This is a genomic window from Fischerella muscicola PCC 7414, assembly GCF_000317205.1.
In the GTDB taxonomy this organism is placed as follows: Bacteria; Cyanobacteriota; Cyanobacteriia; order Cyanobacteriales; family Nostocaceae; genus Fischerella; species Fischerella muscicola.
In genome coordinates this window covers 1-361 of sequence record NZ_AJLK01000250.1, presented here as the reverse complement: position 1 = coordinate 361, position 361 = coordinate 1, and the positions used below count along the sequence as shown (strand labels likewise).

1 pseudogene is annotated in these 361 nt (G+C 40.7%); it reads left to right on the top strand.

Going from position 1 to position 361, the window contains the following annotated elements:
* A pseudogene (locus UYI_RS33975) lies at positions 1 to 323 on the top strand (transposase); the annotation flags it as partial.
* Positions 324 to 361: the final 38 nt, after the last annotated feature.

Here is a 361-nt window from a genome sequence, read left to right as displayed (position 1 = left end):
GGAGGTAAAAAAGTTCTTAAAAGAGTCAAACAATCTAAAAATCAAGTATCTCGATTGACAACAATCTGGGTTGATGGTGGTATGAAAAGAGAACCGTTTATGCAGTGGGTAATGAATTTTTGCCGTTGGATTGTGCAGGTAGTTCTACGACCAGAACAAACTAAGGGCTTTACTGTACTTAAAAAACGTTGGGTCGTGAACGGACTTTCGGTTGGTTGATGGGATGTCGGCGACTAGTCAGAGACTATGAGCTATTACCCGAAACATCAGAGACTTTTATTTACCTTGCCATGATCCGCATCATGGTCAGGCGATTAGCATAAATTTTGACCCATCAAAACTTTTCAAACACCCTCTTAGG